An 18,207-nucleotide genomic window follows, 5' to 3' on the forward strand; every position below is an offset into this window, starting at 1 on the left:
GGCGTCGTCGGGGTCGTGGGGGTGTTCGGATCGCCGGAAGACACGAGCAGCGGGATGCCGGACGTGCCGCCGCCGCCGCCGCCGCCGAGCGCGGCACCCAGCGCCGCGGCACCCAGCGCGCCCAGCGCGAATTCGCCCAGGCCGATGCCGCTGCCGGCGGCGAGCTTCTTGGTCACGGCCAGCGCGGCCGCGTCGGCGTCGCTGTCGGGCGGGGTCACTTGGAGGTCGCCCGAGGCGACATCCACATTCACTTGTTCGAGGCCGCCCGGCAGCTTGGTCGAGCCGATGGTGGCGTCGGTGCCGCCGGTGAAGACGCCGGCCAGCGGCGCCTTGTTGGTGGCCGAGCCGGGGAACAGCACGTTGGCGTGGCCGTCCTGCGGCACGATCACGCGGTCACCGGCAATCAGGGTCTGATTGCCATCGACCGGAATGCGGACACCGTCGCGCATCACTGCGACGCCGGGCGTGGCATTCGATAATGTCCCGATGCTGGCCGGGCCGGCAGCAGCAGCGGGCGCCGCCGAACTCATCGCGCCGGGAGTACCGAGCGGAGTAACGGTGGCCTGGGCAATGACAACAGGAGCTGCGCCGTTGGCGGCGGCAAGTCCTTCGGACGAAACGGTCGATGCTTGTGGAGCGTTCATGGCAGCCTCTGTGACAAAAGATGCCTACTCAGGGGCAACTAGCGTGCCGCTTTGGGCCGGCGCCGTGTCAAGCTGCTTGCCGATGACGCAACCTGTTGATTTGTATGGATATTTTTCTTTTTGACAGCCTGCCGGCCATGTGTGGAAACAGCTCGTAAGCAGGCCATTTCGCGATTCGTTACGTTACGGCGTAACGCTTCGTCACCGGAACGCCGGACACATCGAGCCCCCGCAAAAGCGGTCTTTCGGCTGACGTTTTTCCCCCTTTTCGCCTTCCCTACCCTTCTCGCCTTATCTATATATGTTCAACCCCTCCCAGGAAGACGTGCGCCGCTTCTTCTGCGACGTGTACGCCAAGCACCGGCAGGGCTTGCCGATGGAAGCGCTCGAGACCATCGCCGCCGGCTGGATCGACCAGCACCCCGAATACCACGAGGACCTGGCCGACGCCGACGCGGCGGTCGCGCGGGTCTACGACGGGTCGAACGGGCGCGAGAACCCGTTCCTTCATCTGTCGATGCACCTGTCGATCAGCGAGCAATGCTCCATCGACCAGCCGCGCGGCATCCGCCAGGCCGTCGAGCTGCTGGCCGCGCGGCGCGGCTCGCTGCTGCATGCGCACCACGAGGCCATGGACTGCCTGGGCCAGATGATGTGGGAGAGCCAGCGCGCCGGCCGGCCGCCGGACGGCGAAGGCTACGTGGCCTGCGTGCAGCGCCGCGCGACAAAAGACTGACCCCAAGCTGCTCGCACTTCGTGTCGCTTCGCCAACCCCCTTGCAGGGGGCAACGCCAGCGGCCCGGCAAAGCCGGTTCCGCGGCGTTCCTGGCGAATACCGGCTAACCGCCGCGCTTCGGTCGGGCCGCTGGCGGCACCGCGCCCTGCTCCCTGGCCGCCTCGCGCAGCAGCGCGGCCATCGCGGCGCGCAATGCCGAGGGCTCGGCATCGCTGCGCTGCAGCAAGCCGACCGGCTCCTCGGTGCCCGCCGTCTCGATGCGCAGCTGCACCAGCCGGCCGTCGGCCAGCTCGCCACGCGCCGCGCCCAGCGGCGTGATCCACACCGCATCGGACACCGCCACCAGCGCGCGCGCCACCGCCACGTCTAGCGTCTGCAGCGCATTGGTCGGCAGCACCAGGCCACGGGCCGACAGGAAGCTCTCGGTGTTGTGCCGCGGGCTCGTGCCTTCGCCGTACACCACCAGCGGATAGCCCAGCACCGCCTGCACCGACGCCGCCTTCAGCGCCAGCGGATGCCCCGCCCGCACCGCGAACACCAGCGGCTCGGTGTGCAGCAGCTCGAAGCTCAGGCCGCCCATCAGGCGCGGATCGCTCATGCGGCCGACCACCAGGTCGAGCTCGCCGGCGCGCAGTTCGTCGAGCAGCACGCCGTTGGCGGCGCTCTTCACCATGATCTGCACCTGCGGCCAGCCGTCGCGCAACCGCGCCAGCGCAATCGGCAGCAGGGCCGGCGCCACGCTCGGCAGCGCGCCGACGCGCAGCCGCTCGATGCGCCCGCCCGCCGCCGGTGCCACCGCCTGCGCGCTGGCGTCGAGCGCCTCGAGCACGCGCAGCGCATGCGCCAGCAGTTGCTCGCCGGCGGCCGTGAGCCCCTGTACGCCGCGCCGGCCGGCCTTGCTGCGGTCGACCAGCCGCGTGCCGACTATGGCCTCGAGCTCGGACAGCGTCTTCGACACCGCCGGCTGGCTCAGCGCCAGCCGCTCGGCCGCGCGCGCGATGTGCCGCTCCTGCGCCACGGCGACGAGGCAGCGCAGATGGCGCAACTGCACGTTGCGCAAGAAGTCCTGGCGAAGATCGGCGGGGGTTTTCAATGCCTGTTGGTTATTGATAACGGAGCAATCTTCAATTTACATCATCGAACGGTGCTTCGAGAATCTGCGCTTCCGGATTCGTCCCACGACAGGAGACAACGTTCATGTTGACCAAGACCAAGGGCAGCTCGCCCATCCTCACCCCGCGCGACTGGGAAGCCCATCCCAGCTACGTGTACTCCGGCTACAAGTCCACCATGAAGCGCGGCCCGCAGAAGCCGCTGATTCCGCTGAAGGCCTCGCTCGGCGAGCTGCAGCAGCCGGTGTACGGCCACGACAGCATCGGCGAGTTCGACCACGACCTCACGCGCAACGCGCGCAAGAACGGCGAGCCGCTGGGCGAACGCATGATCCTCACGGGCCGCGTGCTTGACGACCGCCGCCGCCCGGTGGCCAACACGCTGGTCGAACTCTGGCAGGCCAACGCCTCGGGCCGCTACGTGCACAAGGTCGACCAGCACGACGCCCCGCTCGACCCCAACTTCCTGGGCGCGGGCCGTTGCCTGACCGACAGCGAAGGCCGCTACCGCTTCCTCACCATCAAGCCCGGCGCCTACCCCTGGGGCAACCATCCGAACGCCTGGCGTCCGCAGCACATCCACCTGTCGCTGTTCGGCCAGAGCTTCGCGAGCCGCCTGGTCACGCAGATGTACTTCCCCGGCGACCCGCTGCTGCAGTACGACCCCATGGTCACCGGCACGCCCGAGCGCTACCGCAACCGCCTGATCGCCGACTTCAGCCTCGACATCACCGAAGAAGGCTACGCACTGGGCTACCAGTTCGACATCGTGCTGCGCGGCGCGGACGAAACGCCTTTCGAAAATCGATGAGCCAGGAGACGCAAACCATGTTGATGACCGCACAGGAAGCCGACTTCGGCCAGACCCCCTCGCAGACCGTGGGCCCCTACTTCGCCTACGGCCTCACCGCCACGCAGTACGGCTACGACTTCGACCAGCCCTTCGACGCAGTGCTCGCGCTCGACAACGCCAGCGGCCAGCGCATCCGCCTCGAAGGCCGCGTGATCGACGGCGACGGCAACCCGATCAACGACGCGCTGGTCGAGATCAGCCAGCCCGACGGCGAAGGCCGCTATCCGCAGACGCCCGAAGAAGCACGCGCCATCGGCTTTCGCGCCTTCGGCCGCGTCGGCACCGGCACCACCGAGGGCAACCGCTTCGTGTTCCACACCGTGAAGCCCGGTGCCGAGTCGCCCGGCGAGGCACCGCACATCAACGTGATCGTGCTGATGCGCGGCCTGCTGCTGCATGCGTTCACGCGCGTGTACTTCAGCGATGAAGCCGAGGCCAACGCAAAGGACGCCGTGCTGCAGAGCGTGCCGGCCGAGCGCCGCCAGACGCTGATCGCGGAGCGCGTGGAGCAGGGCGGCGCGGTGACCTACCGCTTCGACATCCGCATGCAGGGCGCGGACGAGACGGCCTTCTTCGACATCTGATCCCAGGGAAATCCCGGACAAGAAAATGCCCGCTCGCAGCGGGCATTTCTGTTTTTGCAGCGGGGCTGCTTATTCGGCGCCGTGGTGGATGCGCGACTCGGGCACCGTCTTCAGTTCGCCGGGCAGCGAGCTGATGTAGCTGGCCAGCGTCTTGAGCTCGGCCGTGGTGAACTTCTTCTCTTCGACCTGCTGGCCCATCACCGCGTTGGAGCGGCCGAGATGCGGGTTGTTCTTCACGCGGTAAGACTTGAGCGCGACGAACAGGTAGTCGGCATGCTGGCCGGCCAGCTTGGGCACGGTGCCGTCGTTGGGCGTGTTGAAGTTGGCGCCGTGGCACTTGGTGCAGCTGTTGTCGGCGTTGCGGGTGATGAGCGCCTCGACGTTGGCGGGCGTGGCCTTGGCCAGCGTGGCGGGCGGTGCGCCGCCGTCCTTCAGGCCGAGCTGGCTGTAGTAGGCCGCGAGGTCGGCGATGTCCTGCTCGGTGAGCGTGTCGGCAATGGCACGCATGGTGGGATGCTTGCGGTCGCCGCCCTTGTACGCGGTGAGCGCGGCCGTGATGTAGGTGGCGCTCTGGCCGGCGATCATCGGCACCTTGTGGATCTCCGGGAAGCTGGCCTGGTAGCCGATGATGCCGTGGCAGCCCACGCACATGGCCACCTTCTTTGCTCCGTCCTGGGCCTTGCCAGTGACTTGTTGGGCTTCAGCCGAGACCGTCACGCAAGCGACAGCAAGGGCAAACATCGTGGTCAACAACTTGTTCATTTTGCGCGCACAATCTCGTGGAGAGTACAGTTTTTCGGATCAACATTCGATTATATGCAGGGGTCCCCTGGAACCCTGTGCAGGCCAACCCTGAGGCCGCACGACGCAGATCGAGTGTGTTCTTTTCTCCACCCCAGCCTCAGTCCCACTCATCTCACTCATGAAATTCCAGGGCTCAGACAATTACGTCGCCACGCAAGACCTGATGCTCGCGGTCAACGCGGCCATCACCCTCAAGCGCCCGCTGCTCGTCAAGGGCGAACCCGGCACCGGCAAGACCATGCTGGCCGAGGAAGTGGCCCAGTCGCTCGGCCTGCCGTTGCTGCAGTGGCACATCAAGTCGACCACCAAGGCGCAGCAGGGCCTGTATGAATACGACGCGGTGAGCCGCCTGCGCGACTCGCAGCTCAAGGACCTGGACGGCGGCGAGCGCGTCAGCGACATCAACAACTACATCATCAAGGGCGTGCTCTGGCAGGCCTTCACGGCCGACCAGCCGGTGGCGCTGCTCATCGACGAGATCGACAAGGCCGACATCGAATTCCCGAACGACCTGCTGCGCGAAATCGACCGCATGGAGTTCTACTGCTACGAGACGCGCGAGCTCATCCGCGCCAAGCACCGGCCCGTGGTGTTCATCACCTCGAACAACGAGAAGGAGCTGCCCGACGCCTTCCTGCGCCGCTGCTTCTTCCACTACATCAAGTTCCCCGACGCGGAGACGATGAAGCACATCGTCGCGGTGCACTTCCCCGGCCTCAAGCAGGAGCTGCTCACCGCCGCGATGAAGACCTTCTACGACGTGCGCAACCTGCCCGGCCTGAAGAAGAAGCCTTCCACCTCCGAGCTGCTCGACTGGCTCAAGCTGCTGGTGGCCGAGGACATTCCGCTCGAAGCACTGCAGAGCAAGGACGACAAGGTCGCCGTGCCGCCGCTGGTGGGCGCGCTGCTCAAGAACGAACAGGACGTGACGCTCTTCGAGAAGCTCGTCTTCATGCAACGCAACAACCGCTGAACCCATGAGCGGCCAGAAACACTCCACCAGGCAGCTCATGAAGCTGGGCATCGCCCAGGCGGTGCTCTTCATGGTGGGCGCGATGCTCGGTCGCGGGCTCGGGCTGCTGCTCGGCCTCGACGCCTTCGGCAGCGGCGAATACAACAAGCGCGAGCTCTTCGGCATTGCGCTGATCGGCCTGGGCGGCGGTGCCGGTGCACAGGCCGCGCGCGTCTGGTACGTGCACAAGTACGGCGATCCGCGCGGCTGAAGACCCACGAAGAGAAGGTGCTGAAGATGGCGTTCGTCGAACCTGTCACGCTGAAGGCACGCGGCCTCGCGCTGGTGCCGCTCTCGCTCGAACACGAAGAGGGCCTGCGCGCCGCGGCCGCCGACGGCGAGCTGTGGAAGCTGCGCGTCACCTCCGTGCCCGAGCCGCAGGACACCCGCGCCTACATCGAGACCGCGCTCAAGACCGCCGACCGCTTCGCCTTCGCGGTGACCGACGAGGCGACCGGCACAGTGCTCGGCAGCACCAGCTTCCACGACATCCTGCCGGCGGTGAAGCGCGTGGAGATCGGCTACACGTGGTACGCCGCGCGCTGCCAGCGCACCCACGTCAACACCACCTGCAAGCTGCTGATGCTCACGCATGCCTTCGATGCGCTGGGCTGCAACGTGGTGGGCTGGCGCACCGACAACTTCAACTTCGCGTCGCAGCGCGCCATCGAACGCCTGGGCGCCAAGAAAGACGGCGTGATCCGCGGCCACGCGATGCGCCGCGACGGCACCATCCGCGACACCGTCATGTACAGCCTGCGCGCGGGCGAATGGCCCGAGGTGAAGGCACAGCTGCTGTACCTGCTCGACAAGCCGCGCGGCTGACAGACAGACACACAAGGAGCGCCCCATGCTCATCGACTTCTTCTACACCCTGCGCTCGGCCAAGCTGCCGGTGTCGGTCAAGGAATACCTCACGCTGCTGGAGGCCCTGCAGGCCGACGTGGTGGGGCCCAACTCCGACGGCGCCTACGGCATCGACGATTTCTACTACCTCTCGCGCACCGCGCTGGTGAAGGACGAGAAGCACTACGACAAGTTCGACCGCGCCTTCGCCGCCTACTTCAAGGGCGTGGAGATGCTGACCGACTTCACCAAGGAAGTGCCGCTCGACTGGCTCAAGAAGACGCTGGAGCGCGAGTTCACGGCTGAAGAAAAAGCCAAGATCGAGAAGATGGGCTGGGACGAGCTCATGGAAACGCTCAAGAAGCGCTTCGAGGAGCAGAAGGAACGCCACGAGGGCGGCAGCAAGTGGATCGGCACCGGCGGCACCTCGCCCTTCGGCAACGGCGGCTACAACCCGCAGGGCATCCGCATCGGCGGCGCTGGCAAGAACAAGAGCGCGGTGAAGGTGTGGGACCAGCGCGCCTACAAGGACTACGACGACACGCAGGAGCTGGGCACGCGCAACATCAAGGTCGCGCTGCGCCGGCTGCGCAAGTTTGCGCGCGAGGGGCATGACGAAGAGCTGGACCTCGACGACACCATCCACTCCACCGCGGCCAACGCCGGCTTCCTCGACATCAAGATGCGGCCCGAGCGCCACAACAACGTCAAGGTGCTGCTGCTGATGGACGTGGGCGGCACCATGGACGAGCACATCCAGCGCGTGGAGGAGCTGTTCTCGGCCGTGAAGACCGAGTTCAAGCACCTGGAGTTCTTCTACTTCCACAACTGCGTGTACGACTTCATGTGGAAGAACAACAAGCGCCGCTTCTCCGAGAAGTTCGCGACCTGGGACATCCTGCGCAAGTACAACAAGGACTACAAGCTCATCTTCGTCGGCGACGCGACCATGAGCCCCTACGAGATCCTGCAGCCCGGCGGCAGCGTCGAATACAACAACGAGGAAGCCGGCGCCGAATGGATCCAGCGCCTCACGCACACCTTCCCCAAGTTCGCGTGGATCAACCCCGAGCCGCAGGGCGTGTGGCAATACCGCCAGAGCATCGCGGTGATGCAGCAGCTCATGTCCAACCGCATGTATCCGCTGACCTTGCGCGGCCTCGAAGAAGCCATGCGCATGCTGTCGAAGTAAGTAGGACGAAGCCGGCGATCTGGCGGGGCCTTCAGGAACCGGCCGGGCTTGCTGTCAGAATCCGCCCATGGTCAGGGTGGTTCCAGTTTCCTCGCCGGCGTGGTGGCCGGCTTTGCTTTTTTCCGGTGTCCTGCTTCTGCAAGGCTGCAGCCTGCTGCCGAAGAAGGAGCCGTCCGAAGGCAAGCCCGTGGCCGGCCTGGTGCGCGGCGACAGCACCGCAAGTACCACCAAAGACGACAGGAACACGGACGGCAAGAAAGACAAGGCGGACAAGCGCGACGCCTTCACCGTCGACGTGCGCGGCCCCGAGGCCGTGCGCGACTACCTCGCGCTGCACCTCGAAATCCAGCGCTACCGCGAGCTCGACGACCTGGGCGCCACCGAAATCTCCCGCCTCATGGTGGCCGCCGAGGCCAATGCCCGCGAATTGCTGGGCACCCTCGGCTACTTCACGCCCACGCTGACGCTCGAACTCAACGAAACGCCCCAGGGCGCCAAGGCCCCGCGCGAGATCGTCATCAGCGTCTCGCCCGGCGAGATCACCAAGGTGAGCAACGTGCAGATCAGCTACGGCGGCCCGATTGCCGATGACGCCACGGCCGAGGCCCAGCGCGACTCGATCCGCACCGGCTGGGCCCTGCGCGCCGGCCAGCCCTTCACCCAGGAGGCCTGGGACGCGGCCAAGACCACCGCGCTGCGCAGCCTCACGGCCAAGCGCTTTCCCACCGGCAACATCGAGATCAGCCGCGCCGAGATCGATGCCGACCGCCAGGAGGCGCGCCTGAGCGTCACCTACCAGTCGGGGCCGGCCTACAAGTTCGGGCCGCTGGTGCTGCGCGGCATCCAGCGCTACGACCCCGACGGCGCGCGCCGCATCGCACGCCTGCCCAGCGGCCAGGACTACGACCAGCAGAAGCTGCTCGACGCCCAGCAGCGGCTGGCCAGCAGCGGCTACTACGACTCGGTGTTCCTCACGCTCGACACCGAGAGCGGCAACCCGCTGGCCGCGCCCGTCATTGCGCAGCTGCGCGAGGCCCCGTTGCAGAAGGTGGTGCTGGGCGTCGGCTTCACCACCGACAACGGCCCGCGCCTGTCGGTCGACCACATCCACAACCAGGTGCCGCTGCTCGGCTGGCGCGCGGTGTCGCGGCTGTCGGTCGACCGCGACATCAAGTCGCTGAGCACCGAGCTCAACGCCATTCCCGACGACCACGGCTGGCGCTGGTTCTCCGGCGCGGAGCTGAAAAGCGAGCAGTCGGGCAGCTACGTGGTCGACAGCGGGCGCCTGCGCGGCGGGCGCAACAAGTCGAGCGACCACATCGACCGCAGCTACTTCCTGCAGTACGACTACGCGCAGAACCGCGGCACCAACGCGCCTCCGTCGGCCTCCGCCGTCACCGCCAACTGGGGCTGGACCGGGCGCTACTTCGACAACAACTCCGCGCCCACGCGCGGCTTCGGCCTTGCGCTGGAAGTGGCCGCGGGCTACACGCTCACCGGCGAGCAGACGCCCTTCACCCGCACCTACGCACGCTGGCTCGGCGTGTTGCCGCTGGGCTCGAGCGACGACAAGGAAACCAACGCGCGCCGCAGCCGCCTGCAACTGCGGCTCGAAGGCGGCGCGGTGGCGGCCAAGGACAGCGCGCAGATCCCCTCCACGCTGATGTTCCTGACCGGCGGCGACACCACCGTGCGCGGCTACAGCTACAAGCAGATCGGCACCGTGCGCGCCGACGGCACCACCGTGGCCGGCCGCTACCTGGGCGTGGCGAGCGTCGAGTGGCAGCGCCCCTTCGTCTACAACAACAAGCTCACCGACTGGGAGAGCGTGATGTTCGTCGACGCCGGCGCCGTGGCCGACAAGCCCGCCGAGCTCAAGCCCAAGGTGGGCGTGGGCGTGGGCGCGCGCTGGCGCAGCCCGGTGGGGCCGGTGCAGGCCGACCTTGCCTACGGCGTGGACAGCAAGAAGTTCCGCCTGCACCTGCGCCTCGGCTTCACCTTCTGATTGCCCGCCGATGCAGACCGAAGCCAACCACACCGATCCCGCCGGCGCACCGACGCATACGCCCCCCGCCGCACGGCGCTCGCGCACGCGCCGCGCGCTGCGCGCATTCGCCTTGACCGTGCTCGGCCTGTTCGTGGCCGTGCTGCTGCTGGGTGCGGGCGCGTGGTGGTGGCTGGGCTCCAACAAGTCGCTGGCCTTCGCGCTCGCCCAGGCGGCGCAGCGCCTGCCCGCCGGGCAGACGCTGGAAAGCCGAGACGTTGCCGGCTCGCTGCGCACCGGCGGCCACATCGGCTGGCTCAAGTACCAGAGCGAGAGCATCGCCGTCGAGGTGAACGACGCCACCATCGGCTGGCAGCTCGCGCCGCTGTTCCAGCGCAAGGTACAGCTCGGCGAGGTGCACGCGAAGCAGGTGCTGATCGAAAAGCGCGGCCCGCCGAGCGACAAGCCCGCGGAGCCGCTGCAGCAGCTGGCGCTGCCGGTCGATGTCGACGTGCCCTTCCGCATCGACGAAGTGCGCTGGGCCGGCCCGCCCGCGCTGCAGGCGCTCAACCTGTCGGGCAGCTACAGCTACAAGGCCGCAGAGCATGCGCTCGAAGTGAAGGGCGTGGACATTGCCGACGGCCACTACAGCGCGCGCGTCAAGCTGCAGGGCCCCGCGCCGATGGCGATCGACGCCTCGCTGAACGGCCGCGTGAAGGCCCCGCTGGCCGAGGACCGCGACATCGACGTGCTGGCCGAAGCCACCGTCAAGGGCACGCTCGCAGGCACCGAAGCCCGCCTGCAGGTGGCCGCCGAGCTCAAGCCCGCCGAGGAAAACGCCGACGCGCCGATGGAAGCCAGGCTGCAGGCGCAGATCGCCCCTTGGCTGCCGCAGCCGGTGATCGACGCCAAGGCCGACCTGCGCAACGTCGACGCCTCCAGCCTGTGGCCCGGCGCGCCGCAGACCCGGCTCACCGGCACCGTCGAACTCACGCCCGACGCCGACACCGGCCCGGCCGCATGGAAGGCATCGGCCGACATCCGCAACAGCGTGGCCGGCCCGTGGGACGAAGAAAAGCTCCCGGTCGAACAGGTGCAGGCCCGCGTCGGCTTCGACGGCACCAGCTGGACCATTCCCGAAGCCACCGTGCGCGCGGGCGGCGGCCGCATCGACGCGGCCGGCAAGTGGAGCCCAGCGCCCGCCCCCTGGCAGGCCCAGGCCACCGTGCGCGGCGTGCGGCCCGGCGCGCTGTACAGCGAGCTTTCCGGCGCGCCGGTGAGCGGCACGATCAAGGCCGAGCAGAAGGAAAGCACCATCAGCTTCGACGCCGCGCTGCGCGCCGAAGGCGGCGCCGGCAGCAAGGCGCTGCCCGGCTTCGCGCTCGACCGTGCCCTGGCCCAGGGCCAGTGGAAAGACCAGGTGCTCGACCTGCGCACCCTGCGCATCGAAGCCCAGCGCGCCAGCCTCGACGGCAAGCTGCAGGTGCGCGTGGCCGACCAGGCCGGCAGCGGCAAGCTCAACCTCGTGCTGCCGGGCGGCAGCGCGCAGGTCGAAGGACGCATCGCGCCCACCACCGGCGGCGGCGACATCAAGGCCAGCATCGACGATGCCGACGCCGTGCAGCGCTGGGTGCAGGGCCTGCCGGGGCTGTCGAACGTGTTCGCGAACGCCAGCGCCAAGGGCTCCGCCAGGCTCGATGCAAGCTGGCAGGGCGGCTGGCAGACCATCCAGCGCCGCCTGCAGAACGCGAACGCGCCGGCGCAGCGCGGCATTGCCGAGCCCACGCTCAAGGCCATGCTGGGCGTGCCCAGGCTCGACCTTCTCCTGCCGGCCTCGACGCCCGGCGCCGCCGCCACCGCCGTGCAGCTGAACGGCCTGCGCGCCGAACTCGCGGGCAGCCTTGCGCAAGCCAGCCTCACGCTGCAGGGCGAAGCCTCCACCGGCACCCAGAAATTCACCATCGACACCCGCGCCAGCGGCGGCCTCGCGGGCACCGACCAGTGGCGCGCCGCGCTCGCCAGCCTGCGCCTGCAGGCCCAGGACAGCGCCCGCCCCGGCGCCCCCTGGGTGCTGGAGCTGAGCCGCGAGGTGACGGCCACCATCCGCAGCACCAGCGGCAACGCCGCGCGGCTGGATGTCGAAGCCTCCGCCGCCGCGGCCACCCTGCGCGGCCCCGTGCCCGGCACCGTGCGCATCGACTGGCAGCCGCTGCGCTTCAGCCAGAGCGGCGCGGCGCCCAACCGCGTGTTCCGCGTGCAGTCCAAGGGCCAGCTGCAGGGCCTGCCCATGGCCTGGGCCGGCGCGCTCGGCGCCAACACCACGCTGGGCGAATACGGCATCAGCGGCGACCTGATGTTCGACGGCGACTGGGACATCGACGCCGGCGACACGCTGCGCGCCAAGGCCCGCATCGCGCGCCAGAGCGGCGACATCCGCGTGCAGGCCGGCGAGGCCGCGCTGGTCACGCGCATCGTGAGCACCGGCACGGGCACCGCCAGCGAACGCACCATGAACTCCGCCACCGCCCCCAACGGCGTGGAGGCCCCCAGCACCCCGGCCGGCCTGCGCCAGGCCGAGCTGCGGCTCGACGCGCAGGGCGACGCCGTGCGCGCCACCCTGGCGTGGGACAGCGAACGCGCCGGCAAGATCGACGCCGACATCGACACCCGCGTGCAGCAGCGCGCCGGCGGCTGGCAGTGGGCGCCCGACGCGTCGCTGGGCGGCACCATCAAGGCCAGCCTGCCCAACCTGGGCGTTTGGTCGATGCTCGCGCCGCCGGGCTGGCGCATTGCCGGCACGCTCGACGCCGCCGCCACCCTGTCGGGCAACCGCGCCGTGCCGCGCTGGAACGGCACGCTGGGCGCCGACAAGCTCGCGCTGCGCGCGCCCGTCGAAGGGCTGGACCTGCGCGACGGCCGGCTGCGCGCCTCGCTGAACGGCGAGCGCGTGGAAATCACCGAATTCACACTCAAGGGCGGCGCCGGCAGCTCCGCGCGCATTGCCGGCCAGAGCGGCAACCGCAGCACCGCGGCCAGCGAGGCCCGATCCGACGGCGGCACGCTGTCGGCCACCGGCGACCTCAGCTGGGGCCCGGCCAGCGGCACAGCGTCGGGCGTGCGCATGGCCATGCAGGGCCAACTACGCGCGCTGCGCGTGCTGGTGCGCACCGACCGGCAGGTCACGCTCTCGGGCGACCTGCAGGCCAAACTGGACAACGGCCAGTTCACCGTGCGCGGCAAGCTCAGGACCGACCGCGCCGTCATCATCCTGCCCGACGAAACCGCGCCCAGCCTGGGCAGCGACGTCGTCGTGCGCTCCGCCGCCAAGGACCGCGAGGCCGCCGAGGCGGCGAAACGCGAATCCGAGCGCGCCGACGCCCAGGCCGCAAAGCCGCAGACCGCCAAGCCGCCGGACATCGTCGTCAACTTCGATCTGGGCGACGACTTCGCGGTGCAGGGCCGCGGCATCACCACCCGCCTGGAAGGCGACCTGGAAATCCGCAGCACCCGGCTGAACGCCCCGCCGCGCATCACCGGCGAGGTGAAGACCGTGAAGGGCCAGTACCGCGCCTACGGCCAGCAGCTCGACGTGGAAACCGGCGTGGCCCGCTTCAACGGCCCCTTCGACAACCCCGCGCTGGACATCCTGGCCATTCGGCCGAACCTGTCGCAGCGCGCGGGCGTGCAGATCACCGGCACCGCGCAGTCGCCGCGCGTGAAGCTCTACTCCGAGCCCGCCCTGTCGGACGCCGAAACCCTGTCATGGGTGATTCTGGGACGCGCATCGGCCACCAGCGGCGGCGAATCGGCGCTGCTGCAGCAGGCCGCGCTGTCGCTGCTCGGCAAGATCGGCGGCAGCGGCTCCGGCGGCAGCCTGGCCAGCCGCTTCGGGCTGGACGAACTGGGCTTCAAGGGCCCGGGCAGCGGCGGCGACCTGCGCGAATCGGCGGTGACGCTGGGCAAGCGGCTGTCGAAAGACTTCTACATCACCTACGAGCGCAGCATCGGCGGGACCTTCGGCACGCTGTTCATCTTCTACGACCTCACCACCAGGCTCACGCTGCGGGGGCAGGCGGGGCAGACGAGCGGGCTGGATCTGATCTATACGGTGAAGTACGACTGACCGGGAAGGCGTGCCGCCAAGCTGGTAAAGTGCGGGCCGCTGCCCTCCGTCTTCGTAGTTCAATGGATAGAACGGGGTCCTCCTAAGACTCAGATACAGGTTCGATTCCTGTCGAAGGCACCAAAGACCCGAATCACGGCGTCTCACCCAACATCAGAAACCCGCACGCCTTAAGGCGTTGCGGGTTTTTCTTTGCCCGCCGTCTCTCAGGAGACACGTTTGCTCGGCAGATGAAGGGCAAGCGGCTCGCACTCACGCATCGACGAGCCCGCCCGAGCTCAGTCAAGCACATTCACCCCATGGTCGCGCAAGCGCTGCGCAAGCGACTCCCAACGCTCGGCTTCCCAATCGGCAAGGCATTGAGCTAGCAGTGCTTGCGAATGCACCTCTGCTGTGATCGTGATTTTCCGGGAGCGCAGCCATCCAGCCTTTTCGGTCCGCACGAAGTGCACCTGATCGTAGGGCGCTGCATCCATCGGCACATGACTCACGTACAACTCAGCCTTGGCGCTCGGAGCCTGGAAGACGATGGCTGGCAACGGCCCCTCCTGGGTTTCATGCCACGCCCCCATGACACTTCGCCAGTCAACCGATCTGACAAGCGCAATGGCTGCTTCAGCGTTGTCGACGCGGCCGATGTCAGCGGTATCAGTCGAAGGAAGGCCGAATTGGATGGTTGTGTAATGGAGCATGGATTCGGATTCGTAAGCGCCCAGCACGGTACTTTGCTGCCGGGCGAGATATCAGATCTGGCTTTGATCGTAAGGCCAGCCGATTCCAGACTTCCTCGCTCAGAACAGCCCGCCGAACCGGGTGGCGATCAACAAAGGTCAGCCCTTTGTGACGCGACATCGCCGAGTGTCACTTTCCCATCCGATCCGAGAACTACTGGGCATTCCCTGTTGCCTATGCGCCCCCATTCGTCTCTACAGTAAACGCCCTCGTCCCCCAACACCCCACCAAGTGGCCAAGGAGCGCATCCCCCTCAAGCACCCGAACGAATGAACCGCACCGCCTCGCAGCGGGTCATCGGCGCACCGCCGCATCGATGCAAATGCGAGGTCTCAAAAGGCGACGGCCGGGATGCGTCAACACCCCAGCCGTCTGACCAAGTGAAGTGCCCAACCTTCGAAAGGACGCACCCCAAATGGCTACCCCAAATATAGCCCGCCCCTCCACGCCCCTGGCTCACGCAGAGGCCCCGCCCGACGCAGCAACGCTCCTGGAGGAAAAGAGCACGCAGCTCTATTCGCTGCTCTGCTACTGCCACGGCAACGGCCCGCCGCAGCAAGAAGACGCAGGACCGGAACATCGCGGCAACGTGTTCTGGCTCGCCTCCGAATTGGCGAGAGAAGTGATGAACCTGATCCAGGTCTGCATCCCGCGCGAGCGATAAGGGACAGGCAGCAGCGGCCGATCCCAAAGCTAACATCGCCCGCACCGCAAGCACCCGCTTGTGTTCCCTGCCTTCTTTCCGCCATGTCCCTTGCCCTGCAGTTCATCGCCGCCATCGCCCTGCTGGCCGCGCTTCACACCACCGTGATGGCCATGCTCGCCCGCTTGCTCGGCATCACGGTTCGCGAGGTGTCGCTGGGCGTCGGTCCGACTCTGCTGTCCATGGGCATCTTCCGCCTGCGGGCGCTGCCGTTCGGCGGCGCGGTCATGCTCAAGAACACGCTCACCGACACCAAGCCGCACGACGCCGCGCCCGATTGGGCCGACGACGCCTTCGACACCCAGCCGCGCGCGGTGCGCGTGCTGCTTCCGCTGTCGGGCATTGCAGCGCTCATCGCCGTGGCCTTCGTGTTGCGGCCCGACGCGGCATGGGGCAGCATCGTCAACGGCTTTGCGCAGATCGTCACGGGCGCGCTCTCGCCGCTCTCCACCGCGCAGCATCTGCTTGGCGGCGCGACGCATGCAGGGTCGCTCGGCTTCGCAGCGCTGCTCGGCATGCTCGCAGCGAAGTTCGCCGCGCTGAACCTGCTTCCGCTGCCGACAATGGGCGGCGGCCAGGCCTTGCTGGCGTTGCTCGACCCGTCTCCGCACGATCAGCCGCGCTGGAAGGAGCTGCTGATGCAATGGTCCGCGTGGCTGGCGATCGCGCTGGGCGCGGCATGGATCGTGGCCATCGGCGTGTTCCTCGCACGCTGAAGCAAAGACGAAGAAAGCAAGGCCGCAAAGCCCCGCGGCCCCAACTGTTAATTCCCGGTAACACGGCGCGGCTCCAATCGGGCGCGGGAACGTTCCCAGCCTTCTTCTTCATCGCAGCCCCCGTGACTTCCGCCACCGACCCGCGCCCTCCCCGCCCCCTCAACATCCTCGGCCGCCGGCTGCTGGCCACTTTCAGCGTCGTGCTGCTGCTGACCCTTGCGGGCTCGGGCATCGGCATCTGGTCGCTGGCCAAGGTGACCGGCGCCACGCATGAAGCCATCCAGCAGAACGGCGTGTCCGAACGCCTGGTGGTCGACGCCTATCGCCTGCAGGCGATCAACGCCGAGCGCTACAAGGCGATGGCGCTGAGCTCCGAGCCCGAGGTCGGCGAGATCCTCGCGGCCGACATCCAGGCGACGGAAAAGCAATACAACGCGCTGATGCAGCAGGTCGGCCAGCGCCTGAAGTCCGAGCCCGACCGCGCATTGCTCGCGCAGATCGAAACCGCGGGCACCGACTTCAAGGCGGCCGTGAAAGAGCTGATCGCTGCGCGCGACTCGGGCCTGACAGAGCGCATCCGCAACGTCTATTCGCAGCGCTTCCAGCCGGGCTCGGCCGCGCTGCTGGCGGCGGTGTCCAGGCTCGCGCAGGCGCAGCGCGACGCCATGGATGCAGCCGACGCCCGCATCGACGGCCTGAGCGCTTCGGCGCGGCTGGCGCTGGTGGTGTTCTGCGCAGCGGCGCTGCTGGTGGGCGCGGTGCTGGCGCAGTGGCTGGTGCGCAGCATCAGCAGGCCGATCCGCGCGGCCGGCGAAACGGCTCAGCGCGTCGCCAGCCTCGACCTGCGGCAGGACATCGAGGGCCACGCACGCGACGAGGCCGGGCAGATGCTGCAGGCGCTGGGCGCGATGCAGGGCGCGCTGCGCGAACTGGTCGAGCGGGTGCGCGAATCGGTGCAGAACGTGCGCGTGGCGGCCGGCGACATGGCTCAGGGCAATTCGGAGCTCTCGTCGCGCACGGAAGAAGCCGCGTCGAGCCTGCAGCAGACGGCCGCCGCGCTGGAGCTGGTGATGCGCAACGTGGCGCAGTCGAGCGAGGCCGCGGGCCGGGCCGAGCAGATGGCGGGCGCCGCGGCCACGGTGGCGGCGCAGGGCGGCGAGGTGGTGTCGCAGGTGGTCGGCACGATGCAGGACATTCACCGCGCCTCGCACAAGATGGCCGACATCATCGGCGTGATCGACGGCATCGCGTTCCAGACGAACATCCTCGCGCTCAACGCGGCGGTGGAAGCCGCGCGTGCCGGCGATTCGGGCCGGGGCTTCGCGGTGGTGGCGGCCGAGGTACGGCAGCTGGCCACGCGCTCGGCGGCGGCGGCGCGCGAGATCAAGGGCCTGATCGAAAACTCGGTGCAGCGCATCGAGGCCGGCACGCAGCTGGCCGACAGCGCGGGGCAGACGATGGGCCGCATCATGGCGTCGATCCGGCAGGTGGCGGGCACGGTGAACGACATCACCGAGGCCACGCATGCGCAGACGCGCGACATCGGCCAGATCAACACCGCCGTCTCTCGGCTGGACCGCATGACGCAGCAGAACTCGGCGCTGGTGGAAGAGTCGGCCGCCGCGTCGCAAGGCCTGCGCGACCAGGCACGCAGCCTCGAGGCGCTGATCAGCCAGTTCGTGCTGCCGGGCGATGGCAGCGCGCCGCAGCAAGACGCGCAGTGGCTGCCGGCCCGGGGCAATACGCCGGCTCCCAAGGCGCGGCTCGCAGCAACGCCCAAGGACCGCCTGCTGCCGGCCTGAGCAGCCGCATCAGCGGATCAGCGAATCAGGTCCATCGACGCGACCTGCGGCGTGACCTTGGCTTCTGTCGCGGTCAGCAGCTGCCCGTTCGATTCCTTCCAGCACATGAGGTTGGTCAGCCCCGAGCCCGCCGGGCCGGGCGCCTGGATCGACACCGCCTTCCACCCCTTGCATGCGCCGCCCACGGTGGTGGGCCGGTCGAGAAAAACGTATTCGGTGCCGGCGTCGATGCGCATCACGCCCACCACGCCGGGTGGAAACGGCTTGCGCGTCTGGGCGGATGCCGCGCACGCGGCGGCTGCCATGACGATGCCGATGAAGAAGATCCGCCCCATGCCTGCTGCTCCGGTGTTGTCGAGGCCGG

At 68.3% G+C, this 18,207-nt stretch carries 16 protein-coding genes, 1 tRNA gene and 1 pseudogene; 13 read left to right on the forward strand and 5 right to left on the reverse strand.

The genetic code is table 11. The features are described from left to right. Positions 1-644 (reverse strand): annotated as a pseudogene (locus AC1RVW_RS25260) (hypothetical protein); the annotation flags it as partial. A 301-nt stretch (positions 645-945) separates the two neighbouring features. On the opposite strand from AC1RVW_RS25260, the gene AC1RVW_RS25265 reads away from it, so the two are divergent. Next, positions 946-1,380: a DUF1841 family protein gene (locus AC1RVW_RS25265; protein ID WP_081271722.1), complete on the forward strand. Its 435-nt coding sequence runs from the start codon at positions 946-948 to the stop codon at positions 1,378-1,380. A 103-nt stretch (positions 1,381-1,483) separates the two neighbouring features. On the opposite strand, the gene AC1RVW_RS25270 is transcribed toward AC1RVW_RS25265, so the two are convergent. Further along, entirely contained in the window at positions 1,484-2,473 is a 990-nt protein-coding gene (locus AC1RVW_RS25270) for a LysR substrate-binding domain-containing protein (RefSeq protein ID WP_493203311.1), read from the reverse strand. Positions 2,474-2,577: 104 nt separating this feature from the next. Here AC1RVW_RS25270 and pcaH point away from each other — a divergent pair, with 104 nt between their 5' ends. Next, positions 2,578-3,303 (forward strand): protocatechuate 3,4-dioxygenase subunit beta, encoded by a 726-nt coding sequence (gene pcaH, locus AC1RVW_RS25275; RefSeq protein WP_493203313.1) that lies wholly within the window; start codon positions 2,578-2,580, stop codon positions 3,301-3,303. A 17-nt stretch (positions 3,304-3,320) separates the two neighbouring features. Next, complete coding sequence (gene pcaG, locus AC1RVW_RS25280; RefSeq protein WP_081268862.1) at positions 3,321-3,929, forward strand: protocatechuate 3,4-dioxygenase subunit alpha; 609 nt, start codon at positions 3,321-3,323, stop codon at positions 3,927-3,929. A 69-nt stretch (positions 3,930-3,998) separates the two neighbouring features. Here pcaG and AC1RVW_RS25285 read toward each other — a convergent pair whose 3' ends face one another. After that, on the reverse strand, positions 3,999-4,691 hold the full coding sequence (locus AC1RVW_RS25285) for a c-type cytochrome (protein WP_081268830.1): 693 nt from the start codon (positions 4,689-4,691) through the stop codon (positions 3,999-4,001). Positions 4,692-4,851: 160 nt separating this feature from the next. Here AC1RVW_RS25285 and AC1RVW_RS25290 point away from each other — a divergent pair, with 160 nt between their 5' ends. From AC1RVW_RS25290 to AC1RVW_RS25320, 7 genes are all read left to right on the forward strand, one after another. Next, positions 4,852-5,706: an AAA family ATPase gene (locus AC1RVW_RS25290; protein WP_081268831.1), complete on the forward strand. Its 855-nt coding sequence runs from the start codon at positions 4,852-4,854 to the stop codon at positions 5,704-5,706. 4 nt (positions 5,707-5,710) lie between these two features. After that, on the forward strand, positions 5,711-5,956 hold the full coding sequence (locus AC1RVW_RS25295; RefSeq protein WP_081268832.1) for a hypothetical protein: 246 nt from the start codon (positions 5,711-5,713) through the stop codon (positions 5,954-5,956). A gap of 26 nt (positions 5,957-5,982) precedes the next feature. Beyond that, the gene (locus AC1RVW_RS25300) at positions 5,983-6,570 is read left to right on the forward strand and encodes a GNAT family N-acetyltransferase (RefSeq protein WP_493203316.1); all 588 of its coding nucleotides are present in this window, start codon (positions 5,983-5,985) and stop codon (positions 6,568-6,570) included. Between the two features lie 25 nt (positions 6,571-6,595). Then, positions 6,596-7,783 (forward strand): vWA domain-containing protein, encoded by a 1,188-nt coding sequence (locus tag AC1RVW_RS25305; RefSeq protein WP_081268833.1) that lies wholly within the window; start codon positions 6,596-6,598, stop codon positions 7,781-7,783. Positions 7,784-7,850: 67 nt separating this feature from the next. Beyond that, positions 7,851-9,788 (forward strand): autotransporter assembly complex protein TamA, encoded by a 1,938-nt coding sequence (locus tag AC1RVW_RS25310; protein WP_493203318.1) that lies wholly within the window; start codon positions 7,851-7,853, stop codon positions 9,786-9,788. A 10-nt stretch (positions 9,789-9,798) separates the two neighbouring features. Further along, complete coding sequence (locus tag AC1RVW_RS25315; RefSeq protein ID WP_493203319.1) at positions 9,799-13,890, forward strand: translocation/assembly module TamB domain-containing protein; 4,092 nt, start codon at positions 9,799-9,801, stop codon at positions 13,888-13,890. 48 nt (positions 13,891-13,938) lie between these two features. Then, a tRNA-Arg gene (locus AC1RVW_RS25320) sits at positions 13,939-14,013 on the forward strand. 155 nt (positions 14,014-14,168) lie between these two features. Here the strand turns inward: AC1RVW_RS25320 and AC1RVW_RS25325 are convergent. Further along, positions 14,169-14,582 carry a hypothetical protein gene (locus AC1RVW_RS25325; RefSeq protein WP_493203321.1) on the reverse strand — a complete coding sequence of 138 codons (414 nt, stop codon included), beginning with the start codon at positions 14,580-14,582 and terminating at the stop codon, positions 14,169-14,171. Between the two features lie 455 nt (positions 14,583-15,037). Between AC1RVW_RS25325 and AC1RVW_RS25330 the strand changes: the two genes are divergently transcribed. The 3 genes from AC1RVW_RS25330 (at position 15,038) to AC1RVW_RS25340 (ending at position 17,843) form a co-directional block, all read left to right on the forward strand. Next, the gene (locus tag AC1RVW_RS25330; protein WP_081268838.1) at positions 15,038-15,286 is read left to right on the forward strand and encodes a hypothetical protein; all 249 of its coding nucleotides are present in this window, start codon (positions 15,038-15,040) and stop codon (positions 15,284-15,286) included. An 83-nt stretch (positions 15,287-15,369) separates the two neighbouring features. Then, entirely contained in the window at positions 15,370-16,041 is a 672-nt protein-coding gene (locus tag AC1RVW_RS25335) for a site-2 protease family protein (protein ID WP_493203323.1), read from the forward strand. A 122-nt stretch (positions 16,042-16,163) separates the two neighbouring features. Beyond that, positions 16,164-17,843, forward strand: coding sequence for a methyl-accepting chemotaxis protein (locus tag AC1RVW_RS25340; protein ID WP_493203325.1), 1,680 nt, complete (start codon positions 16,164-16,166; stop codon positions 17,841-17,843). A 17-nt stretch (positions 17,844-17,860) separates the two neighbouring features. On the opposite strand, the gene AC1RVW_RS25345 is transcribed toward AC1RVW_RS25340, so the two are convergent. Continuing rightward, complete coding sequence (locus AC1RVW_RS25345; protein WP_106936816.1) at positions 17,861-18,178, reverse strand: hypothetical protein; 318 nt, start codon at positions 18,176-18,178, stop codon at positions 17,861-17,863. Positions 18,179-18,207 lie beyond the last annotated feature (29 nt).

Source organism: Variovorax sp. MPBD4-3, from assembly GCF_058809745.1.